Here is a 23,298-nt window from a genome sequence, read left to right on the forward strand (position 1 = left end):
GCGGCCGCGAAGCAGTTGAAATCGAGCGCGCGGATATACGGGAAGCGCCGGCCGGGGTCAACGGTCCACAGGCAGGAATCCGATGGTCCGGACGAAGCAAACGATTCCGCTCCCATTACGTCCCCGTGAACGTCGGCTTCCGCTTCTCGACGAAGGCCGCCATGCCCTCCTTCTGGTCGTCGAACGCGAACAGCGAGTGGAACAGGCGACGCTCCAGGGCCACGCCCGTCGTCAGGGTCGTCTCGTAGGCGGCCTGCACCAGCTCCTTGTTCATCGCCACGGCCAGCGGCGACTGAGCCGCGATCTTCGCGGCGATCGCGAGAACCTCGTCGATCAGACCGTCGGCCGGGAAGACGCGGGACACGAGGCCCGAACGTTCGGCCTCGGCGGCGTCCATCATCCGCCCGGTCAGGATCATGTCCATGGCCTTGGACTTGCCCACGAAGCGGGTCAGGCGCTGGGTGCCGCCGATGCCGGGCGCGACGCCGAGATTGATCTCGGGCTGGCCGAACTTGGCGCTATCGGCCGCGATGATCATGTCGCACATCATCGCCAGTTCGCAGCCGCCGCCCAGGGCGTAGCCGGCGACGGCGGCGATGATCGGCTTGCGGCACCGTTCCACCGCGCGGGCGCCGGCGGTGAAGAAGTCGGCCTTGAACATCTGGGCGTAGGTCTTGTCCGACATCTCCTTGATGTCGGCGCCGGCCGCGAACGCCTTGGCCGAGCCGGTCAGGACGATGCAGCCCACCTGGTCGTCGGCTTCAGCCGCCGCCAGGGCCTCGGCGAGCTCGGCCAGCAGCGCGGTATTGAGCGCGTTCAAGGCCTCGGGCCGGTTCAGGCGGATCAGGGCGACGCCTGGCGCGCGCTCGGGGGCTTCGACGATCAGGGTCTGGTACGCGGCCATCACGGGGTCTCCTGCTTGGAGAGTCCGTTATAAAGACACCGTCGCGCTTGGGGAGCCTCCCCTTACGTTCCGGCCGAGCTTTCAGACCTGGCACACCGGACAGAAGAACGTCGAGCGACCGGCCTGGACCTCTCGGGCGATGACCCCCTTGCAGCCCGTCGTCGGGCAGGGCTCGCCTTCGCGGTCATAGACACGGAAGCGGTGCTGGAAATAGCCCAGGGCACCGTCGGCGGCGGCGAAGTCCTTCAAGGTCGAGCCGCCGACCTCCACCGCCTCGGCCAGCACATCCTTGATCGCCGCGGTCAGGGGCGAAAGACGCGTCGGCGCGATCTCGCCCGAGGGCTTGAACGGCGAGACGCGCGCGCGGTGCAGGGCCTCGCACACATAGATATTGCCAAGGCCCGCGACGGTGCGCTGATCCAGAAGCAGGGTCTTGGGCCCTTGCTTGCGGCCCGCGAAAGCCTTTTCCAGCACACCGGCGTCGAAATCCGCGCTCAGCGGCTCGGGCCCCATGGCCGCGAACCAGGCGTGGCGCGCCAGCTGATCGGTCGGGACAAGGTCCATGAAACCGAACCGGCGCGGATCGTAATAGGTGACCACGGCGCCGGCTTCGGTCTCGAAGACGATGTGGGCGTGCTTGTCGTCCGGCGAAACGGGATGGGCGAAGTCCCCCGGGCGCCGGACGCCCTCCGGCGCCGCGATCTCGAACCGCCCGGTCATGCCCAGGTGCATGACCAAGGTGTCGCCCCGGTCGAGCGGCGCCAGCAGGTACTTGGCGCGGCGATCAAGGCGCAGGATCCTCGCGCCCGTCAGGCGCTGGACGAAACCCTCCGGCAAGGGGAAGCGGAGATCGGGCCGATTGGCGCGGACACGGGCCAGGCGCGCGTCGGCGAAAGCTGGCTCCAGGCCTCGGCGAACGGTCTCGACTTCGGGCAATTCGGGCAAGGATCATTCCTTAAGGCGATGACGCGACGCTTGGCGCGGGCTAAGAGCGGACGTTCATATAGAGAGCACGGCCCAATAACGTCATGAGCAACGCCTCCGCCAGCTTCGGTTTCAAGGACGTCGACGCCTCGCTGAAGGCGGGCCTGGTGCGCGGGGTCTTCGACCGCGTCGCCAAGAACTATGACATTATGAACGACCTGATGAGCGGCGGGGTGCATCGCCTGTGGAAGGACGCGGTCGCCGCGCGCCTGAACCCGCAGCCCGGCGAGATCATCATCGACTGCGCCGGCGGCACCGGCGACATGGCCCGTCGCTTCGCCAAGATGGCCCGAAGCGCCCAGGAGCGGCGCGGCGGGCCCGACGCGACGATCAATATCATCGACTACAACGCCGAAATGATCATGGCCGGCATCGAGCGCGGCGGCGAGCCGGAGATCACCTGGACCGTCGGCGACGCCCAGCGCCTGCCGCTGCCGGACAATTACGCCAACGCCTATGTGATCTCGTTCGGCATTCGCAACGTCACCGACATCGACGCGGCCCTGCGCGAGGCGCGCCGGGTGCTCAAGCCCGGCGGTCGCTTCCTGTGCCTGGAATTCTCGCGCCCAGTGACCGAGGCCCTTGCCAAGGCCTATGACGCCTACAGCTTCAAGGTCATCCCGCAGGTCGGCGAGTGGGTCGCCAAGGATCGCGACGCCTATCAGTACCTGGTCGAAAGCATTCGCCGCTTCCCCGATCAGCGGACCTTCGCCAGCATGATCGAAAACGCCGGCTTCAAGCGGGTCAGCTACACCAACTTCACCGGCGGCGTCGCCGCTCTGCACCAGGGCTGGGCGCTCTGATTTGCTTATGGCCTTTTTTCTTCCCGATCTCCCCGGCGAATGCCGGGGCCAAGATCGTAGGGCTGGGCGACGCCAGGATTGCTCCGCGCCCCGGCTGGATCTGGGCCCCGGCGTTCGCCGGGAAGGTCGGCTGAAAGAGAGGCGCGTAAAGTGATCCGCCTCTCCGCATTTTTCCGCCTGACCAGCGCGGGCTGGGCCTTGGTCCGAGCCGACGCCCTGATCCCGCGAGAGGTCGAGCCGCTGCTGCCGCCGTCAGCGCGCTGGGCGGGACGGTTCCTGCGCCTATTCAGGGGCCCGGCCGCCAAGCGCGGCCGGCCAGGTCAGCGCCTGGCCGCCGTGCTGGAAAAGCAGGGTCCGGCGGCGATCAAGCTGGGCCAGTTCCTGTCGACCCGGGCCGACATCTTCGGCGCCGCCTTCGCCGACGACCTGGCCCACCTGAAAGACCGCCTGGCGCCGTTCCCCCTGACGGTCGCCAAGGCCGAGATCGCCCGTAACCTCGGCAAGCCGCTGGGCGAGATCTATGCCGAGATCGGCGAGCCGGTGGCCGCCGCCTCCCTGGCCCAGGCTCATCCGGCCACGCTGCTGGACGGTCGCAAGGTCGCCGTGAAGGTGCTGCGTCCCGGCGTCGAGCGTCAGGTGCAGCGGGACAGCGCTGTTCTGCGCCTGGCCGCGCGCCTGGCCGAAACGCTGGCGCCGGCCTCGCGCCGCCTCAAGCCGACCCAGTTCGTCGAGGTGGTGATCCGAGCACTCGACCTGGAAATGGACCTGCGCTTCGAGGCCGCCGGCTGCGCCGAGCTGGGCGAGGCCATGGCCTTCGACCCCTACATGCGCGCGCCGGGCGTCGTCTGGGAGGGCGTCGGCAAGCGCGTCCTGACCCTGACCTGGGCCGAGGGCGTCCCCCTCTCCGACCCCGGCGCCCTGGAGCTGCCGGGCCTGGACCGCAAGGCCCTGGCGGAGAACGTCACGCGCGGCTTCCTGGCCCAGGCCCTGGACCACGGCCTGTTCCACGCCGACCTGCACGAGGGCAATCTGTTCGTCGCCGCGCCCAGCGCGATCACGGCCGTCGACTACGGCATCATCGGTCGCCTGGGTCCGGGCGAACGCCGCTACCTGGCTGAAATCCTGTACGGGTTCCTGAACCGCGACTACGCGCGGATCGCCAAGATCCATTTCGACGCCGGCTATGTCCCGGCCCACCAGGACATGGACGCCTTCGCCCAGGCCCTGCGCGCCGTCGGCGAGCCGGTCTTCGGCCGCGACGCGCGCGAGGTGTCGATGGGGCGTCTGCTGGCCCAGCTGTTCGAGATCACCGCCCTGTTCGACATGGCCCTGCGGCCCGAGCTGGTGTTGCTGCAGAAGACCATGGTCACGGTCGAGGGCGTGGCCCGCCGTATCGACCCCGCCCACGACCTGTGGGCCGCCGCCGACCCGGTGGTGCGCCGCTGGATCGGCCGCGAGCTCTCGCCCGCCGCCAAGATGCGCGACTTCGCCGAGGAAGCCCTGCGCGCCCTCAAGGCCCTGGCCCGCCTGACCGAAGCCCCACCGTCCGAGCCCCCGGCCAAGACCGAACGCCCGCGCGCCTGGCCGCTGCTATGGTTCCTGACCGGCGCCGCCACGGCCGGCGCGGCGTTCGCGGCGGGAATGCTGCTGGCGCGGTGACACCCATCGCCAGCTACAAACTTCCCTGACTTTAAGCGACGAGGAAACACCGACGCCAACGCCGGAAGCGGCTGCGGCGATCGTCAACTCGGGGTGGGGAGCGGACCTAAGCCGTTTGCCTCGTAGACGGCGCGCTAGCGACGAGAACAAGAATCCTCTCGCGCAGCGCCCAAGCGCCTATGATGGAGAAGAAGAGGAACACTGCGGTTCCACCTATCTTGCCTATAGGCGCGCCCTTACCGCTGAGCGCGATCTCAAAAGCCTCAGCTGCCTTCCAGACGCAGGCTATAAACAAGACGCCGCTAGCGAACCGCAAAAGCATCGCCGGGATGCCTTCACTGCCTGTCGAATTGTCTCCGAGTAGCAACTTGCCTGCGGCCAGCAGAAGGGGCGTCAAGAGGAACGCGATAGTCCATTTCGCCGTGGCGCCCACCTGCACCGACGCGACGGCGTAGATGGACCAGAGCCAAAGAAAACCCAAAGCGACGAACGCGAAAAAGATCACAGCGATGAATGCCCGATAGGCAAGCGGGTCATCAGTGCTAGCAGTGAAGACGCTGAAGAAAAGCGAGCCCGCGACAGTGACGATGGTGAGAAGCGCGGGGTGGATTGACGCTATGCGTTTCTCAAAGCTCATGGTTGCTCCCGTTTGCGTTACCGATAGCCGACATAAGCAGGGTCAGACTAGGGTCGCTAACGCCCTTCAGTTCAGCGCCGACAAGCGGACCGCTACGCAGTGCCCCCCCCTATCCCTCCGCCTCGTCCCGCTTCTTGGCCGCCGAGGCGCGCTTGTTCTCGCGGTCCTTCTGCTCGTCCCAGTACGAGGCGCCCTCGTCGGGCTTGAACATCGTGCGCGGCGCGCCGTCGCGAGAGACCACCGCGAAGACATTGCCCTTGGGATCGTAGATCAGCAGGTCGCCATTGGCCCGCTTCAGGGTCTGGGCGCCCTTGGGCGGGTCGCTGACGAAGGCGTGCACCTTGGCGACATAGTCGTCGGTCGATTTGGCGCCGAAGGTCGCGCCGTTGCGTTCGAACGAGCGCTGGGCGTTCTCCTCGGCCGAGCGGGTGCGGTTGGCGGCCCAATAGGGCTTGCCCGCCACCAGCTTCACCGGCGCGTCGCGCGGATCGCTTCGACGGCTTCGTTCGCCGCCGCCAGTTTCCGTCGAGGCCGCGCCGCCGGGTTCGGAGCGCGTCTCGGCGCGGTCCCCGCCCTTGGGCGCCTTGACCGCCGAAGCCCCGCTGTCACAGCCCGCCAGCGTGGCCGCCGCCAGGATCGCCAAGCCGGCGAGCGCGAAATGTCGAACAACCTTCATGATCGTATCCGCCCCATAACTCTACCTGGACGTTTATTGAACGAAAGTGGAACGAGAGTCGAGTCCTTATCTTCAAGGCGGCTTTCCTCTGGCGTTGAGGCCCAAGCATGGGCATGTGCTGGACGGAACGAAACACGAGCCAGCGGAGCGCGACGTGAGCGGCAAGACCTCGAACGACAGGCGGGTTCTCCTGATCGTCGGCGGCGGCGTGGCGGCCTACAAGGCGCTGCCGCTGATCCGGCTGCTGCGCAAGGCCGGCGTCGGCGTGCGGCCGATCCTGACCAAGGCGGGCGCGGAATTCGTGACGCCCCTGTCCCTGGCCGCGCTCGCCGAGGACAAGGTCTACCAGGAGCTCTTCTCGCTGACCGACGAGCACGAGATGGGCCATATCGAGCTGTCGCGCTCGGCCGACCTGATCGTCGTGGTCCCCGCGACGGCCGACCTGATCGCCAAGGCGGCCAACGGCCTGGCCGGCGACCTGGCCTCCACCACCCTGCTGGCCACCGACAAGCCGGTGCTGATGGCCCCGGCGATGAACGTTCGGATGTGGCTGCACCCGGCCACCCAGCGCAACATCGCGACCCTGAAGGCCGACGGCGTCGCCTTCGTCGGACCGGACGACGGCGCCATGGCCTGCGGCGAGTTCGGACCCGGCCGCCTGGCCGAGCCGGAAGAGATCTTCGCGGCGATCATCGCGCTGCTGGAAGGCCCCGCCGCGCGCCCACTGACCGGCAAACGCGCCCTGGTCACGGCGGGCCCGACCTTCGAGCCGATCGACCCGGTGCGCGGGATCACCAACCGCTCCAGCGGCAAGCAGGGCTTCGCGATCGCCGAGGCCCTGGCCAAGCTCGGCGCCGAGGTGACCCTGGTGGCCGGACCCGTCGCCCTGCCGACCCCCGCGGGCGTCAAGCGCGTGGACGTCGAGACCGCCCGCCAGATGCTGGCCGCCAGCCAGGCCGCCCTGCCCGCCGATGTCGGCGTCTTCGTGGCCGCCGTCGCCGACTGGCGCGTGGACGAGGCGTTCGGAACCAAGCTGAAGAAGGAAAAGGGCGGCCCGCCGGCCCTGACCTTCGTCGAGAACCCCGACATCCTGGCGACGCTGTCCGCCACGGGTCCAAACCGGCCCAAGCTGGTCATCGGCTTCGCGGCCGAGACCGACCATGTCGAGGACCACGCCCGCGCCAAGCTGGCGCGCAAGGGCTGCGACTGGATCATCGCCAACGACGTCACCGAGCCCGGCGTGATGGGCGGGGGCGAGAACGCCGTGCTGTTGGTGACCAAGGACAGTGTCGAGCGCTGGGACCGGGCGGCCAAGGATCAGGTGGCGGCGCGGATCGCCCAGCGGATCGCCGCCGCGCTCGCTTAAGGGGCCCTGGCCCGAGGCCCGGCAAATCAGCTAAAGCCGGGCGGCTCTTCAGAAGGATCCGCCCGCATGTCCGCCATCCCCGCCGGCCTCGTCATCCGCTTCAAGCGCTGGGAAGGCAATCCCGACCTGCCGGTCCCGGCCTACGCCTCGAGCGGCGCGGCGGGCTTCGACCTGCGCGCGGCGGCGCCCGAGGGCGAGACCCTGGTTCTCAAGCCTGGCGCGCGGGCCATGGTCCCGACCGGCTTCTCGGTGGCGATCCCGGACGGTTACGAGATGCAGGTGCGCCCACGCTCGGGCCTGGCCTTCAAGAACGGCGTCACCGTGGTCAACGCGCCGGGCACCGTCGACAGCGACTATCGCGGCCAGGTCTGCGTGCTGCTGATCAATCTGGGCGAGGAGGACTTCGCCATCCGTCGGGGCGACCGCATCGCCCAGGGGATCATCGCGGCCGCGCCGCAATGGCCGCTGGTCGAGGTCGATGACCTGGACGCGACGGAGCGCGGCGCGGGCGGGTTCGGCTCGACGGGCGTTTAGAGGTTCGCCACTGGGCGGATCGCGTGGGGGACCAGCATCAGGTAACCCCCAAAGCCGGTGGCGAAGGCGGCGGCCGCCAGCCAAAGCACCGGACGGATGATGTCCATCGTCGACGCCGGCGCCTCGCCCAAGGACGGTTGAGCCTTCATCGGAACCTCCTGTGACCATGACGGAACCGGCGCGAACAGGCGCCTTAGGAGATACGCGCTCGCGGCCGTGGGGTTGCGGTCGGGAAGCGGACCCACTGTGTCGTGATTCCGACAGAAGAGGGAATTGCGACCCGCTGTCGCGGACCGGCGCCTAGAGCCCTTTCCGATCTGATTGATCCAATCAGATCGGATAAAAAGGGGCTCTAAATCAAAAGTTTAGAGCATTTTTCGATCCGATAACCGTTTCACACTTATCGGAAAATGCTCTAATCCGTGCAGCCAGAGACCCCCGCGGCCCAGGCATTGATTTATGGACGAACCCGTCCATTTATCCCTTGAAGCGCACGGCCGACGTCGATATCCGGCGCGTTGCCGCGCTTCGCGGAACAGGGGGTCGGATCATGGCGGCGTCAGACAGGAAGAAGCTGGTTCCGATGCTCGCGGGCGGCGTCGCGGTCATCGCCGTGGCCACGGGCGGAACCCTGTGGTTCCTCGACAAGCAGCACTACGAAAGCACCGACAACGCCTTCGTCGAGGCCGACACCGTCCAGGTCAGCCCCCAGGTCAGCGGTTACGTGGCCGAGGTTCTGGTCGCAGACAACCAGCGGGTCGAGCCCGGCCAGGTGCTGGCCAAGATCGATCCGTCGACCTTCCAGGCCCGTTTGGACCAAGCCATCGCCAACGCCGGCGCCGCCGACGCGGCCGTCCGCGCCATCGACGACAAGAGCAATTTGGAACAGGCGATGATCGCCCAGCGGGTCGCCGGCGTGACGAGCGCCCAGGCCGACGCCGGACGCGCAAAGGCCGATCTCGACCGCTACGACGCCCTGGCCCGGCAGGGCTGGGTTTCGCAGCAGAAGGTCCAGACCACGCGCGCGGCCGCGACCCAGTCCGCCGCCGGCGTCTCCAGCGCCCAGGCCGCGCTGGAGGCCGAAAAACGGGCCGCCCAGTCGCTGGGCTCGGCCAAGGCCCAGGCCGTGGCTCAGGCCGCCGCCGCCCATGCCGCCGTCGAGGCCGCCAAGCTCGATCTCGAGCGCACCGTGATCAAGGCCCCGGTCGCCGGGGTGGTCGGCGCGCGCTCGGTCCGCCCGGGCCAGCTGGTTCAGCCCGGCGTCGCGCTGATGTCGGTCGTGCCGCTGGGCCAGGCCTATGTCGTGGCCAACTTCAAGGAGACCCAGGTCGCCCGGATCCGGGTCGGCCAGCGCGTCGAGTTGAAGGCCGACGCCTTCGGCAAACAGAAGATCGTCGGCAAGGTCGACAGCTTCGCCCCGGCCACCGGCCAGGAGTTCGCGCTGATCCCGGTCGAGAACGCGGTCGGCAACTTTACCAAGATCACCCAGCGCCTGCCGGTCAAGATCGTCGTCGACCGCGGCCAGTTGGGCGCGGCGTTGCGCCCGGGGCTGTCGGTCGAGGTCAAGGTCGACGTCCGCGACCGCTCGGGCCCCTCGTTCGCCGAGGCCGGCCAGATCGCTCCGCGCGTCGCCCGCCAGGGCGTGGACCGCTAAGGCGGACCGGCCATGACGGACGCCGCTCCCCCCGCTGACGGCGCGCCGAACGGACCACCGGCGCGATCCGCTCCCGTCCGGCCGGCCGGCGCGGCGAGCGCGCCGGCCCAGGTGAACTGGACCAAGCTGTTCCTTGGCTTCGGAGCCATGGTCATCGGCCAGTTCATGGCCATCCTGGACATCCAGATCGTCGCGGCCTCGCTGCCCCAGATCCAGGCCGGCGTCGGCGCCAGCACCGATCAGGTCAGCTGGATCCAGACCGCCTATCTGATCCCCGAGGTCGTGATGATCCCGCTGTCGGGGTACCTGTCGCGGCTATGGGGCACCCAGAGGCTCTATCTGGCCTCGTGCCTGGGCTTCATCGTCATGAGCGTGCTGACGGGCCTCAGCTCATCGATCGACATGATGATCCTGACCCGCGCCCTTCAGGGCTTCATTGGCGGCGCGATGATCCCGACGGTCTTCGCCACCGCCTTTACCGCCTTCCCGCCCGAACGGCGGGTGACCGCCAGCGTGATCATGGGGCTGATCGTCACCCTGGCCCCGACCGTCGGCCCCACCCTGGGCGGCCATCTGACCGAGGCGCTGAGCTGGCGCTGGCTGTTCTTCATCAACGTGCCGACCGGCCTCCTCGTGCTGTTCGGCGTGGCCCGTTGGGGCGATTTCGACAAGGGCGACCCCAGCTTGGCCAAGGGCTTCGACTGGTTTGGCCTGATCGTCATGGCGATTTTCCTGATGAGCATGCAGTACGTGCTTGAGGAAGGCGCCAAGGACGACTGGTTCGACGACGCCGGCATCCTGTGGCTGACCGTGGTGGCGGTTCTGGGCGGTGTGACCTTCATCTGGCGCCAGCTGACCTACAAAAATCCGATCGTCGAGCTGCGGGCCTTCGCCAACCGCAACTTCACCGTCGGCGTAATGATGACCGCCGTCTCGGGCGCCAGCCTGTTCGGCGGCACCTTCCTGCTGCCGCAGTTTCTGGGCCGGGTGCGCCACTATTCCGCGTCGGAGGTTGGCACGACGATGATCGTCTCGGGCCTGTCGATGTTCGCCACCGGCCCGCTGGCCGGCCGCCTGGTGCGCAAGATGGACCCCCGCGCACCGATGTGCATCGGCTTCGCGCTGGCCGGCTTTGGCATGTACATGGCCCATGGCGTGACCAAGGACTGGGGTTTCTGGGAATTCGCGGGCGTCCAGGCGTGCCGGGGCGTCGGCGTGATGATCGCCATGATCGCCACCCAACAGATCACCATGAGCACCCTGCCCCCCCAGATGATCAAGAACGCGTCGGGCCTGGTGAACCTGTCGCGCAACACCGGCGGCGCCATCGGTCTGGCCTTGCTGGCGACCTCGATCACGCAGCAGACCGCGCTGTACTACAACGACCTGACCTCCAAGCTGACCCAGGGCGGCGCCGCGGCGGGCATGATGGCGGGCCTCGGCGAGCGGATGACGCAGCTGGGCGTCGTCGATCCGAGCGGCGCGGCGCGCAAGGCGATCGGGGGGATGCTGCAACAGCAGGCGACGGTGCTGGCGTTCGGCGACAGCTTCACGGTGCTGGCCATCGGCTGCTTCATCGCGGCCGGCGTGTCGCTGCTGGCCGCGCCGGTCAAGAACGCCCCGCCACCCCCTTCGGACGCCCACTGATGCCGCGCGTCCCCGGACAGATCGACCAGGCCAAGACCGAGGCCATCCTAGACGCCGCCGTCGAGGTGATCGGAGAGCGAGGCCTGGCCGCCCCGATGGAGGCGATCGCCCGCCGCGCCGGGGTCTCCAAGCAGACGGTCTATAATCACTACGGCTCCAAGGCCGAGCTGATGCGGGCTCTGATGCAACGGCGCGTGGAAGCGATCACCGCGCCGCTCCGCGAGCCTGGCGCGGTCGAAAATCCGGCCGAGGCGCTGGAGGCCTACGCCCGCTCGGTGTTGGAGACGGTGATCACCACCAAGCGTTATTCGATGATGCGGGTGATCATCCTGGGCTCGGGCGAACTCCCCGACGTGGCCAAGGAGGTCTATGAGGCCGGTCCCCTCAGCGCCCGGCGCCAACTGGCCGCGTTCCTGAAGACCGAGACCGAGCTGGGCCGCCTGAAGGTCGAAGACTTCGACCAGGCCGCCGAGTTCTTTTCCGGCATGGTCATGGGCCACAGCCAGCTACGGTCACTGCTGCGGCTGCCTTCCGAAAAGACCCAGGAAGAGTACGGCCGACTCGCGAAGGAGGCGGCCGCCCGTTTCATGAAGGCCTATGCGCCGTAGCCGAGCCGCCCTCGTCCTTCGGCAAGCTCAGGACGAGGCTTCGGTCCCGAAGGCTTACGCCTCGTCCGGCTCGGGCATCCCCATCATGTGGAAGCCGGCGTCGACGTGGACGACTTCGCCCGTGGTCGACTTGCCAAGATCCGAGACCAGCCACAGGGCGCAACCGGCGACGCCCTCCATGGAGGTGTCTTCCTTCATGGCCGAGAACGCGCGGCCCTGAGCGATCATGCCGCGGCCGCCCGAGATGCCGGCCAGGGCCAGGGTGCGCATGGCGCCGGCCGAGATGGCGTTGGCGCGGATGCCCTTGGGGCCTAGGTCGCGAGCGATATAGCGGGTCGAGGCCTCTAGGGCCGCCTTGGCCACGCCCATGGTGTTGTAGTTCGGGATGGTCCGCTCCGACCCCAGATAGGTCATGGTGATCAGCGAACCGCCGTTCGGCATCAGCTTGGATGCGCGCCTGGCGACGTCCACGAAGCTGAAGGCCGAGATGTTCATGGCCAGCAGGAAGCCTTCGCGGGTGGTGTTGTCCACGAACGAACCCTTCAGTTCGTTCTTGTTGGCGAAGGCGACCGAGTGAACGACGAAGTCGAGGGTCCCGAAGACCTTCTCGATCTCGGCGAAGGCCGCGTCCATCGAGGCGTCGTCGGTGACGTCGGCCGGGATCATCGTCTTGACGCCGATGCTCTCGGCCAGCGGGCGCACGCGACGCTCCAGCTCTTCGCCCTGATAGGTGAAGGCCATCTCGGCGCCTTGGGCGGCCAGCTGGCTGGCGATGCCCCAGGCGATCGAGTTGTGGTTGGCCACGCCCATGACGAGGCCCTTCTTGCCCCGCATCAGCTCGCCCTTGGGGAACGCGTAATCGTCGGCCATGTGTCGGGCCCTCTTTGGAAAATCGTTGTCCGCCGAATAGCAGGGCGGGCGTGCTGGCGAAACCCGTCAGGCCTTGCTGAAGATCAGGGTCCCGTTGGTGCCGCCGAAGCCGAAGCTATTGGACATCACCGTTTCCAGCGGCTTGTCGACGCGCTGACGCAGGATCGGCAGGTCGGCGAACTCGGGGTCCAGCTCCTCGATATGGGCGCTTTCGGCCGCGAAGCCGTTGTCGAGCATCAGGATCGAGTAGATGGCCTCCTGCGCCCCGGCCGCGCCCAGGCTGTGGCCGGTCAGGGACTTGGTCGACGAGATCATCGGCGGCTTGTCGCCGAACACCTCGCGCACCGCGCCCATCTCCTTGCTGTCGCCGACCGGCGTCGAGGTGCCGTGCGGGTTCAGATAATCGATGGTCCGGTTGCCCGCGTCGGCCATGGCCAGCTTCATGCAGCGCGCCGCGCCCTCGCCGGACGGCGCGACCATGTCGTAGCCGTCGGAATTGGCGGCGTAGCCGACCAATTCGCCGTAGATCTTGGCCCCGCGCGCCTTGGCGTGCTCGTACTCTTCCAACACCACGATCCCGGCGCCGCCGGCGATCACGAAGCCGTCCCGCGCCTTGTCATAGGCGCGGCTGGCCACCGCCGGGCGGTCGTTGAAGTTGCTGCTCATCGCGCCCATGGCGTCGAACAGGTTCGACAGGGTCCAGTCCAGTTCCTCGCAGCCCCCGGCGAAGATGATGTCCTGCTTGCCCATCTGGATCTGCTCGGCGCCCGCGCCGATGCAGTGGGCGCTGGTCGCGCAGGCCGAGCTGATCGAATAGTTGATCCCGCGGATCTTGAACCAGGTCGACAGCACCGCCGATGGTCCCGAGCTCATGGCCTTGGGCACGGCGAACGGGCCGATCCGCTTGGGGCCCTTCTCGCGAGTCGTGGCGGCGGCCTCGACGATGACGCGGGTCGAGGGACCGCCAGAGCCGACGATCAGGCCAGTGCGTTCATGGGAAATCTCGGCCTCCGAGAGCCCGGAGTCGGCGATCGCCTGTTCCATGGCGATGTGGGCGTAGGCCGTGCCCGGCGACAGGAAGCGCGACGCGCGACGGTCGACCATCGACTCCCACGCGATTTGCGGCGCGGCGTGAACCTGGCAGCGGAATCCCAGCTCGGCATATTCCGGAGCGGCGATCACGCCGGACTTGGCCTCGCGCAGCGAAGCCAGAACCTCGTCGGCGTTGTTGCCGATGGACGAGACGATACCCAGTCCGGTGACGACGACGCGTCGCATATCTTAAATCCTCTTCTCCCCTTCCATCCGTCAGGGGCCGGTTCTTTCGATCCTCGGGGCGCGGCGGTCGCCGAAACGGATATCCATCTTCGGCTGCCACGCTCTAAGGAACGACCGGTCTCGTCTAACGGATCAACCCATCTGTTCGGGCGTGAACAATCCGACCTTCAGGTCCTTGGTTTCGTAGATCACCTTGCCGTCGGCTTCCATCACGCCTTCGCCGATTCCCATGACGAGTTTGCGCAGGATGACCCGTTTCAGGTCGATCTTGTAGACGACCTTCTTCACGGCCGGCGTGACCTGGCCGGTGAACTTGACCTCGCCGACGCCCAGGGCGCGGCCGCGGCCGGGCGCGCCCGACCAGCCGAGGAAGAAGCCGACCAGCTGCCACATGGCGTCCAGGCCCAGGCAGCCGGGCATGACCGGATCGCCGATGAAGTGGCAATCGAAGAACCACAGGTCCGGGTTGATATCGAACTCGGCCTCGACATAGCCCTTGCCGTACTTGCCGCCCTCGGACTCGATCCGGACGATCCGGTCGAACATCAGCATAGGCGGCGCCGGCAACTGGGCGTTTCCGGGACCAAACAGCTCGCCTCGGCCGCAGGCCAGAAGTTCTTCGTAGGTGTAGGCGTTCTTCTGCATGAGGCACGCCCTAGCACGGGGTCGGGTCGGGCCTCAACGTTTCCCTGTCATCCCCGTTTCGCGAGCAGGCGGGATCTCTCCTAATTCTTGTGGCACTGGACGGCCGGGTCGGCGCCCCAAATGTCGCTTTCCTTGGCCCAGCCGGCGGCGCCGTCGGCCCGCAGCTTGCACCAGCCCTTGTCGCATTTGTCGAGCGCCGCCACCGCGCGCCCCTTCAGATAGGCGGTGACCTTGGCGCCCTCCTTGGGCGATCCCAGCAGGGGCAGGGTCGTGGGCTGGACCCGCATCGCCGTGCGACGGCCGTCGGTCGTGCGCTTGTGCACCCAGGCCAGGCCGCCCTCGGGATCGCAAACCCGCCGCCATTCGCGCGTTTCGGCCACCACCTGAACCGGCATCCCTTTGGCGTGGTAGATCCACAGAAGTTGATGCGCCTCGTCCGGACCGTTTCGGGCGTTGACCTGGTCGTATTTCAACGAAACGTAACGAGGCACCTCGAGCCCCGACGGGGTGATCTTGGGGCCGTCCGCCCGGGCCGGACCGACGCCCAGCACGACGAAACCCGTCAGAAGCGCGCCGAAAGCGGCCTGGAACGAACGATGTTTCAAATTCGACGGCATGTTGCTTGGCCCCCTCGGGCCCCTTTGCTACAGCTTTTGAACGCCCGTCAGTGAGAGCTTTTCAAACCGCCCATGGCCGCCCGCAAGCTCAAAGTCATCGTCACCCGCAAACTCCCCGATCCGGTGGAGACGCGGATGTGCGAATTGTTCGACACGGAACTCAACGTTTCCGACAAACCCTTGACGGCCGATGAACTCGTCGACGCGATGAGCCGCGCCGACGTTCTGGTGCCGACGATCACCGATCGCATCGACTCGCGCCTTCTGTCGCGATCCGGCGACCGGCTCAAGCTGATCGCGAATTTCGGGGCCGGGGTCGACAATATCGACGTCGCCACGGCCAATGCGCGCGGCATCATCGTCACCAATACGCCGGGGGTTCTCACCGAGGACACCGCCGACCTGACCATGACCCTGATCATGGCCGCCTCGCGCCGGATCGTCGAAGGCGCCGAGGTCGTCAAGGCCGGCGGCTTCCAGGGCTGGGCGCCGACCTGGATGCTGGGTCGCCGCCTGTGGGGCAAGCGCCTGGGCATCATCGGCATGGGCCGCATCGGCCAGGCCGTGGCTCGCCGCGCCAAGGCCTTCGGGATGCAGGTCCACTACCATAACCGCAAGCCCGTCAGCCCGCGCATCGCCGAGGAACTGGGCTGCACCTATTGGGAAAGCCTCGACCAGATGCTGGCCCGGATGGACTTCGTGTCGGTCAACTGCCCGCACACTCCGGCCACCTATCACCTGCTGTCGGCCCGCCGGCTGAAGCTGCTGCGACCGCACGCCATCCTGGTCAACACCGCGCGCGGCGAGGTGATCGACGAAGGGGCCCTGGCCAACATGCTGGCCAAGGGCGAAATCGCCGGCGCGGGCCTGGACGTGTACGAACACGAGCCGGCCATCAACCCCAAGCTCCTGAAACTGCCCAACGTGGTCCTGCTGCCGCACATGGGCTCGGCGACGGTCGAGGGCCGCGTCGACATGGGCGAGAAGGTCATCGTCAATGTGAAGACCTTCATGGACGGCCACCGGCCGCCGGACCGGGTGATCCCGGCGATGCTTTGAGGGTCCGCAGAGACTCCTGATTGCCTCGGAAGCTAAGCAATCGTAGAGATTGACTGATCGTCGGCGACAGCTTCTAGAGGTGCGTTGTGCTCACGCGGCGTCAATCCATCGGGGCGGCAAGCGCTGCGCTGATGTTGCCGGGGTTCGATCAGGCCAAGGCGAACGATTCGTCGTTTCTATTGGACGCCGTTCTGGCCGAACCAAATATCGTCGATGCCGCGATTTCGCCCGACGGCGGACGAATAGCCGTGCTTCGGGTCATCCGCGAAGGCAAGCAGCGCAAGGCTGTCGTCACCTTCTCCAATGCCGACCAGGTGAACGCCGAACCCCAGGTAGCCCTCCTAGGGGACTGCGAGGTAGAGCGGGTCTCATGGGTCAATGATCAGCGTCTTCTGGTCTGGGTTTTGCTTGACAAGGACGCGTCTGGAAAGACTGTCGGCATTGTCTGGAAAGGCGATACCCTTGTTGAGTATACGCGTCGGGTCATTGCGCTCGATCGAGATGGCGGCAACCTTGCCGTACTATTCGCCAATCAATCTACGGCTATGAGCCGACGACGAAACTTGGGTTCTGTCGTCGACCTGAAGAGCGATAGTCCAGACTGCATTCTTATGCAGGCCTGGAACGACCTTCATCGTGTTCAAGCCCTATATAAAGTCAACATACACAGCGGAGACGCCACGCTCCTTGAGTTGGGCGCTAACGACACCGACGGCTGGATAACCCAAAATGGCGCAGCAGTCCTGAGACTCGACTCCAACGGTTCCACCGTCTCCGTATTCGCCCGCCCACCCGGTGGAAAAGAATGGAGCTTTTTCAAGAAATTCCGCCGAGACCAGTACGAGAAGCTGGCCGGTATGCGGTTCTTGGGGCCCTCCGAGACGCCAGGCGTGCTATATGCATCCGTCGATGGATCGGGCGGCGAAGACCGAGCGACTATTCGGACGTTTGACGTCAGATACCTTCAAACAGGTCCAGTTCTCGACGAGCACCCCGAGTATGATGTCACGGGCTGCGTCGTCGATTCTAACGGAGCACTCGTAGCTACTTCATGGTGGGAAGATCGCCTCGCTTACCGCTTCAAGGATCCTGACCTATCCAAACATTATCAGGCCATCTGCGGATATTTTCGTAGCAACGCTAACGTAAAGCTGACCGATTTCTCAAGCGACTTTTCGCGTTTCATCTTCTGGGTCAGCGGCCCGCAGCATCCCGGGTCATTCTGGCTATACGACCGCAAGGCCACGAAGCTCCAGCCGATTGCGGTTGATCGGCCAGACCTCCCACCGAGCAAGCTGGGCCTTATGGAGATCATCAAGATCGTCAGTCGGGACGGCCTAAAGCTCACCGCCTATTTGACTGTCCCCGCGGGGGCGGAGACGACTCCCACGCCCTTGGTGGTGTTTCCACACGGCGGCCCAGAAGCCCGGGACTATTTTGCGTTCGATGAGCTCGTTCAATCGTTTGCCGTTCAAGGCTGGCGAGTTTTGCAAGTCAACTTTCGCGGCTCGTCCGGCCAGGGCCGCCGATTCGCCGAAGCTGGAAAACTCCATTGGGGCGACTTGATGCAGAACGACATCGAAGATGCGCTCGCTGCCGTCCTGCAACGCGGTTCGATCGATGAGAAGAAAATAGCAATCTGCGGCATCAGTTACGGTGGATACGCCGCTCTGATGGGAGCGGTGAAGACGCCGACGCGATACAAGGCCGTTGTGTCGATTGCCGGCGACGCAGACCTGTTCGAAAGCTTGAATATCACCCGTCGGATTGAAGGTTCGGACTCGTTGGCGTTCGCCTACTGGAAGGGGCAGATCGGCGACCCGGACCGGAATAGAGATCTGATGATCGCCGCCTCGCCGGCCCTACAGGCTAAGTCGATCCAAGCCCCCGTGTTGCTGCAGCATGGCGCGCTTGACGGCATAGTTGGCGTAGAACAGTCGCGCACTATGCTCCGTGCGTTAAGATCCGCAGGGCGAAAGGTCGATTATTTCGAATACCCAACCGAAGGCCATCCAAAGTGGCGGACAGAGAACCATCGGCTGATGACTAGGCGCTCTATCGACCACATCGCCAAGGCCTTCGCCTAACCGCGCATGTCGCCCGTCTCGATGAACCGCTGATGCCAGGCGAAGGCCTCGGCCAGGAGGGTCGGGGACTGCTGGCCATACGAGTCGCGCCGGGCGCGAATCAGGTAGTCCTTCAGGGCGGGCCGGTAGTCCGGGTGCGAGCAGTTCTCGATGATGACCTCGGCCCGCTGGCGGGGCGAGAGCCCGCGCAGGTCGGCCAGGCCCTGTTCGGTGACCAGGATCTGGACGTCCTGGTTGATGTGATCGACGTGCGGGGTCTTGGGCACGATCGTCGAGATCCTGCCGCCCTTGGCGACCGAAGGGGCCATGAAGATCGAGACATAGGCGTTGCGGGCGAAGTCCCCGCTGCCGCCGATGCCGTTCTGGATGCGCGAGCCCATCAGGTGAGTCGAGTTCACGGCCCCGTGGATATCGGCCTCGATCATCCCGTTCATGGCGATGCAGCCCAGCCGCCGGATCAACTCGGGATGGTTGCTGATCTCCTGCGGCCGCAGGACCAGGCGATCGCGGAAGCGCGCCATGTCGGCGTTCAGGGTCGCCGCCGCTTCGGGGCTCAGCGAGAAGGCGGTGGCCGAGGCGGTCAGCAGCTTGCCCGACTCCATCAGGTCCAGCATCCCGTCCTGCAGCACCTCGGTATAGGCGGTCATGCCCTCGAACGGCCCGTCGACCAGGCCCGACATCACGGCATTGGCGATGTTGCCCACGCCCGACTGCAAGGGCAGCAGGCTGGCCGGCAGACGACCGCGCGCGACCTCGTGGCGGAAGAATTCCAGCAAGTGACCGGCGATGGCGCGGTGGTCCTCGCCCGGGGCGTCGAACGGCAGGTTGCGATCGGGCGCGTCGGTCTCGACCACCGCCACGACCTTGTCCGGATCGCAGCGGAAATAGGCCTCGCCGATGCGGTCGTCGGGGCGGACCAGCGGGATCGGTACGCGGCTCGGCGGCAGGGCCGTGCCGTAGTAGATGTCATGCATCCCTTCCAGCGCCGGGTTCTGCCAACGGTTTACCTCGAGGATCACCTTCGAGGCGCGGTCGATCCAGGTCTTGTTGTTGCCCACGGACGAGGACGGGATCAGGGAGCCGTCGGGCCGGACGCCGCTGACCTCGATGATCGCCGTGTCCAACGGTCCCAGGAACCCTTGCCAGGCCATCGGCGCGACTTGGCTGAGGTGCATGTCGAAATAGTCCATCTCGCCGCGATTGATCTTCTCGCGCGCGATGGGGTCGGAATTGTAGGGCAGTCGGAACTCTATGCCATCGGCCTTGGCCAGCGCGCCATCCAACTCCGGCCCGGTCGAGGCGCCGGTCCAGACCCGCAGACGGAAGGGGTCGCCCGCCGCGTGCGCGGCCTCGATCCGGCGCGCCAGGGCCATCGGCGCGGCCTTGGGATAGCCCGAGCCGGTGAAGCCGCTCATGCCCACCGTCTCGCCCGGGGCGATCAGGGCGGCGGCGGCCTCGGCCGGCATGACCTTGGCCTTCAGGGCCTCCAGCCCGATCCGCGAACCACTCATCTCGACGCCTCCCTCTGAGAACGAGGCGACCTAGACTGTCAAACGCCTCTTGTCTTGATCCGTAGAAACGCGGAGCCGCCGTCAAGAAGCCGGATGGGCCGCCAGCCAGGTCTCCAGATCGGCGCGCGAGCGGTCCGGAATCTGCTCCATCGGCACATGGCCGACGCTCGGGTAGAGGATGAGGGTGGCGCCGGGTATGGCCTGACGGAACTTCTCGCCATCGGCGGCGGGGATCAGCCGGTCGTCCTCGCCGAACATCACCAGGGTAGGCGCGTGGATCGCCGCCAGCGCCGAGGCGGTCGCCTCGCGCCGGGGTCCAGCCTGCAGACCCATCATGATGTCGCGATGGCCCGGCGCGCGGGACAGTTCGACATACCGGTCGACCAAGGCCGGCGTCACCAGCTTGGGATCGACATAGGCCGCGCGCAGCCCCTGGGTGATCAAGGGCCGGATGTCGAGATCGCGCATCACCCGGCGACCGACCGGATTGCCCAGGACCCGAAAGACCATGGCCCCGCCCTTGTCGGTCCTTGGCCACCCCGCGGCGTCGACCAGGATCAGGCGGCGCACCCGGTCCGGATGGTCAACGGCGTAGGCCCAGGCCACGGCGCCGCCCATCGAGTTGCCGCCGAGGGTAAAGCGCTCCAGGCCCAGCCGCCGGGTCAACTGGTCGACCACCGTCTCGAAGCCGTCCCGCCCCACCGCGTAGCCTTCGGAGGTTCGGGTCAGGCCGTGGCCAGGCAGATCGAGCACCACAACCCGGTACGTCTTGGACAGCTTATCGGCCCAGGCGTCCCAGGCGTGCGTCGAGGCGGCGAAGCCGTGGACCAGCACCAGCGCCGGCGCGTCGCGCGGCCCCAGGTCGCGGTAGTGCGCCCGCACCCCGCCCGGCAGGTCCATGTAGCGCGAGTCGGCATAGCCATACCGCGCCTCGAGCGTCGCATAGGGAATGTCCGGACGGCGCAGCAACAGCCATCCCGCCGCCGCCAGCCCGGCGATCAGCAAAAGCGTGGTGATCAGTCCCCTGGCCAGCGCCCTCATCTCGCCTCCCCGCGATCTGGACATCGCTGTCAGACGTCAACGAACGCCGTTCTTTCGCGATCGTCAAGCCGCGCACGAAGGACAATGCGGATCGGCGCCGATCCGGACGGTCCGGCTCTCTGCGGAAAGGGCGTCATGGATCAGAAGCTTGCCCGACAAGGGCTCGCCCGCGCCGGTGATCAGCTTGACGGTCTCCAGCGCCATCATCGACCCGATGATCCCGGCCAAGGCGCCGACCACACCGACCAAGGCGCAGGTCTCGGCGTCGGGCGGAACCTGCGGCACCAGGCAACGATAGCAGGGCCGGCCGTGGAACACACCGACCTGGCCGGTCCAACGGCCCAAGGCTCCGCTGACCAGCGGCTTGCCTCGCGCGACGCAAGCATCGCTGACGGCGAAGCGGGTGGCGAAATCGTCCGTGCCGTCCAGGACGAGGTCATACCGCGCCACGAGCTCGTCGGCGTTGGCGGCGTCGAGCCATACCGGATGGGGCTCGACCCTGACATGGGGGTTCAGCGCCTCCAGCCGGTCGACCGCCGCCTCGACCTTGGGCCGGCCGACGTCGCCGGTCGCGTACAGCACCTGGCGCTGCAGGTTCGACAGCGACACCGCGTCGGGATCGACGAGGCCGATGGTCCCGACCCCCGCCGCGGCCAGATAGAGCGACGCCGGCGCGCCGAGCCCCCCCGCCCCGACCACCAGAACCCTCGCGGCCTTCAGTTTCTGCTGACCTGGACCGCCTACCTCGCGCAGCACCAGATGGCGGGCGTAGCGCTCGACTTCGCTTTCCGAAAAACTCATGGCGCTTGACCCTCCGACCCGGCCTCGCCACATGCGAAGCCATGCAAAGTTCGACTTCCTTCCCCGCCAGCTCTTTTCCTGACTGGCACGGCACGACCATTCTGGCGGTGCGCAAGAACGGTCAGACCGTGATCGCCGGCGACGGACAGGTCTCCATGGGCCAGACCGTCGTCAAGGGCAACGCCCGCAAGGTCCGTCGTCTGGCGGGCGGCAAGGTGGTGGCGGGGTTCGCCGGCGCCACGGCCGACGCCTTCACCCTGATCGAGCGCCTTGAGGCCAAGCTGGAACAGTATCCGGACCAACTGGCCCGGGCCTGCGTCGACCTGGCCAAGGACTGGCGCACCGACCGCTACCTGCGTCGGCTGGAGGCCATGCTGCTGGTCGCCGACAAGACCGCCATCTACACCGTCACCGGCGTCGGCGACGTGCTGGAACCAGGCGAGAGCGGCGACGGAAACGCGGTGGCGGCCATCGGCTCGGGCGGCAACTACGCCCTGGCGGCGGGCAAGGCCTTGATCGATCAGGATCTTTCGGCCGAGCAGATCGCCCGCAAGGCGATGGGCATCGCCGCCGAGATCTGCGTCTACACCAACGGCAACCTGACCGTCGAAAGCCTGTAATGACCGAGTTTTCGCCCCGCGAGATCGTCTCCGAGCTGGACCGCTACATCGTCGGCCACGCCGAGGCCAAGAAGGCTGTCGCCGTGGCTTTGCGCAACCGCTGGCGCCGCCGCCGCGTACCGGCCGACCTGCGCGACGAGGTGACGCCGAAGAACATTCTGCTGATCGGTCCGACCGGCGTTGGCAAGACCGAGATCGCCCGTCGCCTGGCCAAGCTCGCCCAGGCTCCGTTCCTCAAGGTCGAGGCCACCAAGTTCACCGAGGTCGGCTATGTCGGCCGCGACGTCGACCAGATCGTCCGCGACCTCGTCGAAAGCGCGCTGGCCATGGTCCGCGACAAGCGCCGGGCCTCCGTTCGCGCCAAGGCCGAGGCCGCCGCCGAGGAGCGGATCCTCGACTCGCTCACCGGCCCCGGCTCGACCGCCGCCCGCGAGGCCTTCCGCAAGAAGATCCGCGCCGGCGAGCTGGACGACAAGGAAATCGAGCTGCAGTTGGCCGACAGCGGCGGCCAGACCTTCGAGATTCCGGGCCAGCCGGGCGCGGCGGTGTTCAACCTGTCGGACATGATGAAGTCGCTGGGCGGCGGACGCACCAAGACCCACAAGACCACCGTCTCGGCCGCCTGGACTCCGCTGATCGCCGAGGAAAGCGACAAGCTGCTGGACCAGGAGGCCCTGACGCAGGAAGCCCTGGAGCTGGCCGAGAACCACGGCATCGTCTTCCTGGACGAGATCGACAAGGTCGCCAGCTCCTCGCAACGCTCGGGCGCGGACGTCTCGCGCGAAGGCGTGCAGCGCGACCTCTTGCCGCTGATAGAGGGCACGACCGTCTCGACCAAGTACGGGCCGGTGAAGACCGACCACATCCTGTTCATCGCCTCGGGCGCCTTCCACGTGGCCAAGCCGTCGGACCTGCTGCCCGAACTGCAGGGCCGCCTGCCGATCCGCGTCGAGCTGAAAGGTCTCTCCCGCGACGACATGCGTCGGATCCTGACCGAGCCGGAAGCCAACCTGATCCGTCAGCATCAGGCGCTGATGGCGACCGAGGACGTCGCGCTCGCCTTCACCGACGAGGCGATCGACGCCCTGGCCGACGCGGCCGTGGCCGTGAACGCCTCGGTCGAGAACATCGGCGCCCGCCGCTTGCAGACGATCATGGAAAAGGTGGTCGAGGAGATCAGCTTCACCGCCGCCGACCGGGGCGGCGAGACCGTGACCATCGACAAGGCCTATGTGACCGAGCGGGTCGGGGCGCTGGCGGCCAACGCGGATCTGAGCCGGTTTATTCTGTGATCAGT

At 66.9% G+C, this 23,298-nt stretch carries 23 protein-coding genes; 11 read left to right on the forward strand and 12 right to left on the reverse strand.

Annotated elements, in window-relative coordinates; genetic code table 11:
* Window positions 1-115: 115 nt before the first annotated feature.
* The gene (locus OR37_RS06875) at window positions 116-904 is read right to left on the reverse strand and encodes an enoyl-CoA hydratase (RefSeq protein WP_004617409.1); all 789 of its coding nucleotides are present in this window, start codon (window positions 902-904) and stop codon (window positions 116-118) included.
* Window positions 905-985: 81 nt separating this feature from the next.
* Entirely contained in the window at window positions 986-1,849 is an 864-nt protein-coding gene (gene mutM, locus OR37_RS06880; protein ID WP_004617410.1) for a bifunctional DNA-formamidopyrimidine glycosylase/DNA-(apurinic or apyrimidinic site) lyase, read from the reverse strand.
* An 83-nt stretch (window positions 1,850-1,932) separates the two neighbouring features.
* Here mutM and OR37_RS06885 point away from each other — a divergent pair, with 83 nt between their 5' ends.
* Window positions 1,933-2,691 carry a class I SAM-dependent methyltransferase gene (locus tag OR37_RS06885; RefSeq protein WP_004617414.1) on the forward strand — a complete coding sequence of 253 codons (759 nt, stop codon included), beginning with the start codon at window positions 1,933-1,935 and terminating at the stop codon, window positions 2,689-2,691.
* Window positions 2,692-2,841: 150 nt separating this feature from the next.
* Window positions 2,842-4,350, forward strand: a complete 1,509-nt coding sequence (gene ubiB, locus OR37_RS06890) for a 2-polyprenylphenol 6-hydroxylase (RefSeq protein WP_004617416.1) — start codon at window positions 2,842-2,844, stop codon at window positions 4,348-4,350.
* Between the two features lie 106 nt (window positions 4,351-4,456).
* On the opposite strand, the gene OR37_RS06895 is transcribed toward ubiB, so the two are convergent.
* Both OR37_RS06895 and OR37_RS06900 read right to left on the reverse strand, forming a co-directional pair.
* Complete coding sequence (locus OR37_RS06895; protein WP_004617417.1) at window positions 4,457-4,987, reverse strand: hypothetical protein; 531 nt, start codon at window positions 4,985-4,987, stop codon at window positions 4,457-4,459.
* 109 nt (window positions 4,988-5,096) lie between these two features.
* On the reverse strand, window positions 5,097-5,663 hold the full coding sequence (locus OR37_RS06900; RefSeq protein WP_004617419.1) for a hypothetical protein: 567 nt from the start codon (window positions 5,661-5,663) through the stop codon (window positions 5,097-5,099).
* A 154-nt stretch (window positions 5,664-5,817) separates the two neighbouring features.
* On the opposite strand from OR37_RS06900, the gene coaBC reads away from it, so the two are divergent.
* A complete protein-coding gene (gene coaBC / locus OR37_RS06905; RefSeq protein WP_004617421.1) occupies window positions 5,818-7,029 on the forward strand; it encodes a bifunctional phosphopantothenoylcysteine decarboxylase/phosphopantothenate--cysteine ligase CoaBC in 1,212 nt (403 codons plus the stop codon).
* Window positions 7,030-7,095: 66 nt separating this feature from the next.
* Window positions 7,096-7,563: a dUTP diphosphatase gene (gene dut, locus OR37_RS06910; RefSeq protein ID WP_004617423.1), complete on the forward strand. Its 468-nt coding sequence runs from the start codon at window positions 7,096-7,098 to the stop codon at window positions 7,561-7,563.
* On the opposite strand, the gene OR37_RS21780 is transcribed toward dut, so the two are convergent.
* Complete coding sequence (locus OR37_RS21780) at window positions 7,560-7,670, reverse strand: hypothetical protein (protein WP_419144069.1); 111 nt, start codon at window positions 7,668-7,670, stop codon at window positions 7,560-7,562. The two genes, dut and OR37_RS21780, sit on opposite strands and share 4 nt — an antisense overlap.
* Before the next feature lie 443 nt (window positions 7,671-8,113).
* Between OR37_RS21780 and OR37_RS06915 the strand changes: the two genes are divergently transcribed.
* Genes OR37_RS06915 through OR37_RS06925 form a run of 3 tightly spaced genes read left to right on the forward strand, consistent with a single transcriptional unit; the run spans window position 8,114 to window position 11,472 of the window.
* Complete coding sequence (locus OR37_RS06915) at window positions 8,114-9,217, forward strand: HlyD family secretion protein (protein WP_004617427.1); 1,104 nt, start codon at window positions 8,114-8,116, stop codon at window positions 9,215-9,217.
* Window positions 9,218-9,229: 12 nt separating this feature from the next.
* On the forward strand, window positions 9,230-10,864 hold the full coding sequence (locus OR37_RS06920) for a DHA2 family efflux MFS transporter permease subunit (protein WP_004617429.1): 1,635 nt from the start codon (window positions 9,230-9,232) through the stop codon (window positions 10,862-10,864).
* Window positions 10,864-11,472, forward strand: a complete 609-nt coding sequence (locus tag OR37_RS06925) for a TetR/AcrR family transcriptional regulator (RefSeq protein WP_004617431.1) — start codon at window positions 10,864-10,866, stop codon at window positions 11,470-11,472. The genes OR37_RS06920 and OR37_RS06925 overlap by 1 nt, the downstream gene beginning before the upstream one ends.
* Window positions 11,473-11,526: 54 nt before the next feature.
* Here OR37_RS06925 and OR37_RS06930 read toward each other — a convergent pair whose 3' ends face one another.
* The 4 genes from OR37_RS06930 to OR37_RS06945 form a co-directional block, all read right to left on the reverse strand.
* Complete coding sequence (locus OR37_RS06930) at window positions 11,527-12,342, reverse strand: enoyl-ACP reductase FabI (protein ID WP_004617434.1); 816 nt, start codon at window positions 12,340-12,342, stop codon at window positions 11,527-11,529.
* 66 nt (window positions 12,343-12,408) lie between these two features.
* Complete coding sequence (gene fabB / locus OR37_RS06935) at window positions 12,409-13,620, reverse strand: beta-ketoacyl-ACP synthase I (protein WP_004617436.1); 1,212 nt, start codon at window positions 13,618-13,620, stop codon at window positions 12,409-12,411.
* A gap of 132 nt (window positions 13,621-13,752) precedes the next feature.
* On the reverse strand, window positions 13,753-14,265 hold the full coding sequence (gene fabA, locus OR37_RS06940) for a 3-hydroxyacyl-[acyl-carrier-protein] dehydratase FabA (RefSeq protein WP_004617438.1): 513 nt from the start codon (window positions 14,263-14,265) through the stop codon (window positions 13,753-13,755).
* A gap of 80 nt (window positions 14,266-14,345) precedes the next feature.
* The gene (locus OR37_RS06945) at window positions 14,346-14,882 is read right to left on the reverse strand and encodes an SH3 domain-containing protein (RefSeq protein ID WP_004617440.1); all 537 of its coding nucleotides are present in this window, start codon (window positions 14,880-14,882) and stop codon (window positions 14,346-14,348) included.
* Window positions 14,883-14,954: 72 nt separating this feature from the next.
* On the opposite strand from OR37_RS06945, the gene OR37_RS06950 reads away from it, so the two are divergent.
* Both OR37_RS06950 and OR37_RS06955 read left to right on the forward strand, forming a co-directional pair.
* Window positions 14,955-15,941, forward strand: a complete 987-nt coding sequence (locus tag OR37_RS06950; RefSeq protein ID WP_004617442.1) for a 2-hydroxyacid dehydrogenase — start codon at window positions 14,955-14,957, stop codon at window positions 15,939-15,941.
* 86 nt (window positions 15,942-16,027) lie between these two features.
* The gene (locus tag OR37_RS06955) at window positions 16,028-18,028 is read left to right on the forward strand and encodes an alpha/beta hydrolase family protein (RefSeq protein WP_004617444.1); all 2,001 of its coding nucleotides are present in this window, start codon (window positions 16,028-16,030) and stop codon (window positions 18,026-18,028) included.
* On the opposite strand, the gene OR37_RS06960 is transcribed toward OR37_RS06955, so the two are convergent.
* From OR37_RS06960 to OR37_RS06970, 3 genes are all read right to left on the reverse strand, one after another.
* Window positions 18,025-19,539 carry an acetyl-CoA hydrolase/transferase family protein gene (locus tag OR37_RS06960; protein ID WP_004617446.1) on the reverse strand — a complete coding sequence of 505 codons (1,515 nt, stop codon included), beginning with the start codon at window positions 19,537-19,539 and terminating at the stop codon, window positions 18,025-18,027. The genes OR37_RS06955 and OR37_RS06960 overlap by 4 nt on opposite strands.
* An 81-nt stretch (window positions 19,540-19,620) precedes the next feature.
* Window positions 19,621-20,580 (reverse strand): alpha/beta fold hydrolase, encoded by a 960-nt coding sequence (locus OR37_RS06965; RefSeq protein WP_004617448.1) that lies wholly within the window; start codon window positions 20,578-20,580, stop codon window positions 19,621-19,623.
* A gap of 63 nt (window positions 20,581-20,643) precedes the next feature.
* The gene (locus OR37_RS06970) at window positions 20,644-21,381 is read right to left on the reverse strand and encodes a HesA/MoeB/ThiF family protein (protein WP_004617450.1); all 738 of its coding nucleotides are present in this window, start codon (window positions 21,379-21,381) and stop codon (window positions 20,644-20,646) included.
* A 5-nt stretch (window positions 21,382-21,386) separates the two neighbouring features.
* Here OR37_RS06970 and hslV point away from each other — a divergent pair, with 5 nt between their 5' ends.
* Together hslV and hslU are read left to right on the forward strand one after the other, a co-directional pair.
* Window positions 21,387-22,001 carry an ATP-dependent protease subunit HslV gene (hslV, locus tag OR37_RS06975; RefSeq protein ID WP_165570579.1) on the forward strand — a complete coding sequence of 205 codons (615 nt, stop codon included), beginning with the start codon at window positions 21,387-21,389 and terminating at the stop codon, window positions 21,999-22,001.
* Entirely contained in the window at window positions 22,001-23,293 is a 1,293-nt protein-coding gene (hslU, locus tag OR37_RS06980; protein WP_004617453.1) for an ATP-dependent protease ATPase subunit HslU, read from the forward strand. The genes hslV and hslU overlap by 1 nt, the downstream gene beginning before the upstream one ends.
* Window positions 23,294-23,298 lie beyond the last annotated feature (5 nt).

The organism is Caulobacter vibrioides OR37, assembly GCF_000372645.1.
GTDB classification, from domain to species: domain Bacteria; phylum Pseudomonadota; class Alphaproteobacteria; order Caulobacterales; family Caulobacteraceae; genus Caulobacter; species Caulobacter vibrioides_E.

What these genes read in the sequence shown, in the direction of transcription:
- OR37_RS06895 (WP_004617417.1), bottom strand. Translation starts at nt 4,987, where the DNA reads ATGAGCTTTGAGAAACGCATAGCGTCAATCCACCCCGCGCTTCTCACC.
- fabA (WP_004617438.1), bottom strand. Translation starts at nt 14,265, where the DNA reads ATGCAGAAGAACGCCTACACCTACGAAGAACTTCTGGCCTGCGGCCGA.
- OR37_RS06970 (WP_004617450.1), bottom strand. Translation starts at nt 21,381, where the DNA reads ATGAGTTTTTCGGAAAGCGAAGTCGAGCGCTACGCCCGCCATCTGGTG.
- OR37_RS06960 (WP_004617446.1), bottom strand. Translation starts at nt 19,539, where the DNA reads ATGAGTGGTTCGCGGATCGGGCTGGAGGCCCTGAAGGCCAAGGTCATG.
- OR37_RS06945 (WP_004617440.1), bottom strand. Translation starts at nt 14,882, where the DNA reads ATGCCGTCGAATTTGAAACATCGTTCGTTCCAGGCCGCTTTCGGCGCG.
- OR37_RS06920 (WP_004617429.1), top strand. Translation starts at nt 9,230, where the DNA reads ATGACGGACGCCGCTCCCCCCGCTGACGGCGCGCCGAACGGACCACCG.
- OR37_RS06915 (WP_004617427.1), top strand. Translation starts at nt 8,114, where the DNA reads ATGGCGGCGTCAGACAGGAAGAAGCTGGTTCCGATGCTCGCGGGCGGC.
- hslU (WP_004617453.1), top strand. Translation starts at nt 22,001, where the DNA reads ATGACCGAGTTTTCGCCCCGCGAGATCGTCTCCGAGCTGGACCGCTAC.
- OR37_RS06900 (WP_004617419.1), bottom strand. Translation starts at nt 5,663, where the DNA reads ATGAAGGTTGTTCGACATTTCGCGCTCGCCGGCTTGGCGATCCTGGCG.
- OR37_RS06950 (WP_004617442.1), top strand. Translation starts at nt 14,955, where the DNA reads ATGGCCGCCCGCAAGCTCAAAGTCATCGTCACCCGCAAACTCCCCGAT.
- OR37_RS06875 (WP_004617409.1), bottom strand. Translation starts at nt 904, where the DNA reads ATGGCCGCGTACCAGACCCTGATCGTCGAAGCCCCCGAGCGCGCGCCA.
- OR37_RS06930 (WP_004617434.1), bottom strand. Translation starts at nt 12,342, where the DNA reads ATGGCCGACGATTACGCGTTCCCCAAGGGCGAGCTGATGCGGGGCAAG.
- OR37_RS21780 (WP_419144069.1), bottom strand. Translation starts at nt 7,670, where the DNA reads ATGGACATCATCCGTCCGGTGCTTTGGCTGGCGGCCGCCGCCTTCGCC.
- dut (WP_004617423.1), top strand. Translation starts at nt 7,096, where the DNA reads ATGTCCGCCATCCCCGCCGGCCTCGTCATCCGCTTCAAGCGCTGGGAA.
- OR37_RS06925 (WP_004617431.1), top strand. Translation starts at nt 10,864, where the DNA reads ATGCCGCGCGTCCCCGGACAGATCGACCAGGCCAAGACCGAGGCCATC.
- fabB (WP_004617436.1), bottom strand. Translation starts at nt 13,620, where the DNA reads ATGCGACGCGTCGTCGTCACCGGACTGGGTATCGTCTCGTCCATCGGC.
- OR37_RS06885 (WP_004617414.1), top strand. Translation starts at nt 1,933, where the DNA reads ATGAGCAACGCCTCCGCCAGCTTCGGTTTCAAGGACGTCGACGCCTCG.
- OR37_RS06965 (WP_004617448.1), bottom strand. Translation starts at nt 20,580, where the DNA reads ATGAGGGCGCTGGCCAGGGGACTGATCACCACGCTTTTGCTGATCGCC.